The sequence below is a fragment of the Alteromonas confluentis genome (assembly GCF_001757105.1).
Classification (GTDB): domain Bacteria; phylum Pseudomonadota; class Gammaproteobacteria; order Enterobacterales; family Alteromonadaceae; genus Alteromonas; species Alteromonas confluentis.
Window position 1 is genome coordinate 453,625 of sequence record NZ_MDHN01000041.1, and the last position, 6,104, is coordinate 459,728.

General features: G+C 55.5%; 1 protein-coding gene. It reads left to right on the forward strand.

The genetic code is table 11. From position 1 onward, the window contains the following. Positions 1-6,104: Ig-like domain-containing protein (locus BFC18_RS19905; RefSeq protein ID WP_170826634.1), on the forward strand; the 6,104-nt coding region annotated here is incomplete at both ends.

Consider the following 6,104-nt stretch of genomic DNA (forward strand, 5'->3'; position numbering starts at 1 on the left):
GGTGAAGTTGATACTGCCGCACCAACAGTCACCGTTGACCCACAAAATACAGGCAATGACGCTACACCAACCGTTTCAGGTTCCACAGACTTACCTGCTGGTGAAACGGTATCGATTACTGTAACTGACGCCAACGGCGACGCCCAAACCTTCACCGCAACCGTACAGCCTGACGGCTCATTTAGCGCCGATGTACCTGCGGACTTAGCCGACGGTGCGTACACGGTAGATGTGACTGCCACCGATGCTGCGGGTAATACAACGACAGCAACAGAAGCTGGCGGTGAAGTTGATACTTCCGCACCAACAGTCACCGTTGATCCACAAAATACAGGCAATGACGTCACACCAACAGTATCGGGTACCACAGATTTGCCTGCTGGCGAAACGGTATCGATCACGGTAACGGACGCCAATGGCGACGCGCAAACCTTCACCGCGACAGTTCAGCCTGACGGTTCGTTCAGTGCGGATGTACCTGCGGATCTAGCTGAAGGTGCTTACACGGTTGACGTGACTGCCACCGATGCTGCTGGTAATGCAACTACAGCAACAGAAGCTGGCGGTGAAGTGAACACCGCCGCTCCATCACTGTCTTTAGACCCACAATCGCCCGATTCAGATACTACACCCACGGTATCTGGCACAACGGATTTACCGGCGGGTGAGACCGTCTCGATCACGGTAACCGATGCCAATGGCGATGCCCAAACCTTTACCGCCACTGTTCAACCTGACGGAACATTCAGCACCGATGTGCCTACAGATTTAGCTGAAGGCGCATACACAGTCGAAGCGTCAGCTACAGACGCTTCTGGGAATACAGCAACGACAACAGAAGTTGGCGGTGAAGTTGATACTACCGCACCTACCGTCACGCTGGACGCGCAGACAACGGATAATGACGCAACGCCAACAGTATCTGGCACCACAGACTTACCTGCTGGTGAAACCGTGTCCATCACGGTAACGGATGCCAATGGTGATGCACAAACCTTTACCGCCACTGTTCAACCTGACGGTTCATTCAGCGCTGATGTGCCTGCGGACATGGCCGACGGTGCTTATACCGTTGAAGCTACTGCTACAGACGCTGCGGGCAACGCCACGACAGCTACGGACAACAACGGTGAAGTTGATACTACCGCACCTAACGTCACGCTGGATGCGCAGACAACGGGTAACGATGCCACACCAACAGTATCAGGTACCACTGATTTGCCTGTCGGTGAAACAATCTCGATCACGGTGACCGATTCAAACGGTGATGCCCAAACCTTCACCGCTACCGTACAACCTGACGGTTCGTTCAGTGCCGATGTGCCTGCAGATATGGCCGACGGTGCCTACACGGTAGATGCCACTGCCACCGATGCTGCGGGCAATGCGACAACGGCTACAGACAATAACGGCGAAATCGACACCGCTGCACCAACGGTTACGCTGGATGCTCAGTCAACGGGTAACGACGCGACGCCTACAGTATCAGGCACCACAGATTTGCCAGTCGGTGAAACCGTGTCCATCACGGTAACTGACGCCAATGGCGACGCTCAGACCTTTACGGCAACGGTACAGCCTGATGGCTCGTTCAGTGCCGATGTGCCTGCAGATATGGCCGACGGTGCTTATACCGTTGAAGCCACCGCAACAGATGCAGCAGGTAACGCCACGACTGCCACCGACAACAACGGTGAAATCGACACCGCTGCGCCAACCATTACGTTGGACGCGCAGACAACAGGTAACGATGCAACACCAACAGTGTCGGGAACTACTGATTTACCTGTCGGCGAAACCGTGTCGATCACAGTCACGGACGCCAACGGCGACGCTCAGACCTTTACGGCAACGGTACAGCCTGATGGCTCGTTCAGTGCCGATGTGCCTGCGGACATGGCCGACGGTGCGTACACGGTTGACGTCACTGCTACAGACGCAGCTGGCAACGCGACAACGGCAACTGACAACAATGGTGAAATCGACACAGCTGCACCAACTATTACGCTGGATGCTCAGTCAACGGGTAACGACGCGACGCCTACAGTATCAGGCACCACAGACTTACCTGTCGGCGAAACCGTCTCGATCACGGTTACTGACGCCAACGGCGACGCTCAAACCTTTACGGCAACGGTACAGCCAGACGGAACATTCAGCGCTGATGTCCCTGCCGATATGGCCGACGGTGCTTATACTGTTGAAGCCACTGCAACAGACGCAGCGGGTAATGCCACGACGGCCACGGACAACAACGGTGAAATCGACACCGCTGCGCCAACGGTAACACTAGATCCTCAAAATACAGGTAACGACGCGACGCCCACAGTATCAGGCACCACAGACTTACCTGTCGGCGAAACTGTCTCTATCACGGTAACGGATGCTAATGGTGATGCACAAACCTTCACGGCAACCGTACAACCCGATGGTTCATTCAGCGCAGATGTTCCTGCCGATATGGCGGATGGAGCCTACACGGTAGATGCCACTGCCACCGATGCCGCGGGCAACGCGACCACCGCTACCGACAACAACGGCGAAATCGACACCGCTGCGCCAACGGTAACACTAGATCCTCAAAATACAGGCAATGACGCCACACCAACAGTTTCAGGTACCACGGATCTGCCAGTCGGTGAAACCGTGTCGATCACGGTAACGGATGCTAATGGTGATGCCCAAACCTTTACGGCCACGGTTCAACCCGACGGTTCATTCAGCGCCGATGTCCCTGCGGATATGGCGGATGGTGCTTACACCGTCGAAGTCACTGCTAGCGATGCGGTGGGCAATACGACTACCGCTACCGACATTAATGGAGAAATCGATACTGTTGACCCAACGTTAACGCTGGACACTCAGACTTTGGGTAACGACGCGACACCCACAGTATCAGGCACCACTGATTTACCTGTCGGCGAAACTGTCTCTATCACGGTAACGGATGCTAATGGTGATGCACAAACCTTCACCGCAACCGTACAACCCGATGGTTCATTTAGCACCGATGTTCCTGCCGATATGGCCGACGGTCCCTACACGGTAGATGCCACTGCCACCGATGCTGCGGGCAATGCGACAACGGCTACAGACAATAACGGTGAAATCGACACCGCTGCGCCAACAATTACATTGGACGCGCAAGCCACGGGCAACGACGCCACACCAACAGTATCAGGCACCACGGATCTGCCTGTCGGTGAAACCGTCTCGATCACAGTGACCGATTCAAACGGCGACGCCCAAACCTTTACGGCAACCGTACAACCTGACGGCTCATTCAGCGCTGATGTCCCTGCGGACATGGCCGATGGTGTCTACACGGTTGAAGCCACTGCAACAGACGCAGCGGGCAACGCGACAACGGCTACAGACAATAACGGCGAAATCGACACCGCTGCGCCAACGGTAACAGTAGATCCTCAAAATACGGGCAATGACGCCACCCCCACAGTGTCAGGAACTACTGATTTACCAACCGGAGAAACTATATCGATTACGGTAACGGATGCTAATGGCGATGCCCAAATCTTTACGGCAACCGTCCAGCCTGATGGCTCGTTCAGTGCCGATGTACCAGCAGATATCGCAGAAGGTGCCTATACCGTTGAAGCGACTGCCACTGATGCAGCAGGTAATACAACGTCTACTACAGATAATGGTGGAGTATTAAATACTGCAGCGCCATCGCTCACGTTAGATCCACAATCCCCTGATACCGACACGACGCCGACTATCTCTGGAAGCACCGATCTTCCAGCCGGTGACACCGTCTCAATCACGGTGACGGATGCTAATGGTGATGCACAGACCTTCACGGCGACCGTGCAACCTGACGGAACATTTAGCGCCGATGTACCTACTGCTCTTGCTGAAGGTGCTTACACGGTAGAAGCCACCGCCACCGATGCTTCTGGAAATACAGCAACAACAACGGAAGTTGGCGGTGAAGTTGATACAACCGCGCCAACCATTACACTGGATGCACAAACCACGGGCAATGACGCCACACCAACGGTATCAGGCACCACAGATTTGCCAGTTGGTGAAACTGTGTCGATCACCGTGACAGACGCTAATGGCGATGCCCAAACCTTTACGGCAACCGTACAACCTGACGGAACATTCAGCGCTGATGTCCCAGCGGATATGGCCGACGGTGCCTACACCGTAGAAGCCACTGCTACAGACGCTGCAGGCAACGCGACGACGGCTACGGACAACAACGGTGAAATCGATACCGCTGCGCCAACCATTACGTTAGATGCGCAGACCACGGGTAATGACGCCACACCAACGGTATCAGGCACCACCGATTTACCTGCTGGCGAAACCGTGTCGATCACGGTGACCGATGCCAACGGTGATGCACAGACCTTCACGGCGACCGTACAACCTGACGGCTCATTCAGCGCCGATGTCCCTGCGGACATGGCCGACGGTGCTTATACCGTCGAAGCCACTGCAACAGATGCAGCAGGCAACGCCACGACTGCCACCGACAACAACGGTGAAATCGACACCGCTGCGCCAACCATTACACTGGACGCGCAGACAACAGGTAACGATGCGACGCCTACAGTATCAGGGTCTACTGATTTGCCTGTCGGTGAAACGGTATCAATCACGGTAACGGATGCTAACGGCGACGCCCAAACCTTTACCGCAACCGTACAGCCTGACGGAACATTCAGTGCCGACGTGCCTGCTGACATGGCGGATGGTGCCTACACGGTTGAAGCCACTGCAACAGACGCTGCGGGTAATGCGACGACGGCTACGGACAACAACGGCGAAATCGACACCGCTGCGCCAACGGTTACGCTGGACGCGCAGACAACAGGTAACGATGCGACGCCAACTGTTTCTGGTAGCAGCGACTTACCTGTCGGCGAAACCGTGTCGATCACCGTGACAGATGCTAACGGCGACGCTCAGACCTTCACCGCAACCGTACAACCTGACGGTTCATTCAGCGCTGATGTACCTGCGGACATGGCCGACGGTGCTTATACTGTTAAAGCTACTGCAACAGACGCTGCGGGTAATGCGACGACGGCTACGGACAACAACGGTGAAATCGATACCGCTGCACCAATCATTACACTGGATGCACAGACAACGGGTAACGATGCGACGCCTACTGTTTCTGGTAGCACAGATTTGCCAGTAGGGGAAACCGTCTCGATCACGGTAACGGACGCTAACGGTGACGCCCAAACCTTTACCGCTACCGTACAGCCTGACGGTTCATTCAGCGCAGACGTGCCTGCTGACATGGCCGATGGTGCGTATACCGTCGAAGCCACCGCTACAGATGCTGCGGGCAACGCGACCACCGCTACCGACAACAACGGTGAAATCGATACCGCTGCACCAGTCATCACCCTTGATCCACACTCACTGGGTAACGATGCGACGCCAACGGTATCGGGTACCACCGACTTACCTGTCGGCGAAACCGTCTCGATCACAGTGACAGACGCTAACGGCGACGCCCAAACTTTCACCGCAACGGTACAGCCAGACGGTTCATTCAGCGCTGATGTGCCAGCAGACATGGCGGATGGTGCCTACACAGTAGAGGCCACTGCCACCGATGCCGCGGGCAACGCGACAACAGCAACGGACAACAACGGCGAAATCGACACCGCTGCGCCAACCATTACACTGGACGCGCAGACAACAGGTAACGACGCGACGCCTACAGTATCAGGGTCTACTGATTTGCCTGTCGGTGAAACGGTATCAATCACGGTAACGGATGCTAACGGCGACGCCCAAACCTTTACAGCAACCGTACAACCTGACGGCTCATTCAGCGCAGACGTGCCTGCTGACATGGCCGATGGTGCGTATACCGTCGAAGCCACTGCAACAGATGCTGCAGGCAACGCGACAACGGCTACCGACAACAACGGTGAAATCGATACCGCTGCACCAACCATTACGTTAGACGCACAGACAATGGGTAACGATGCGACGCCGACTGTTTCTGGCACCACTGATTTACCAGTAGGTGAAACCGTCTCGATCACAGTGACCGATGCCAATGGCGACGCCCAAACCTTCACGGCTACCGTACAACCTGACGGTTCGTT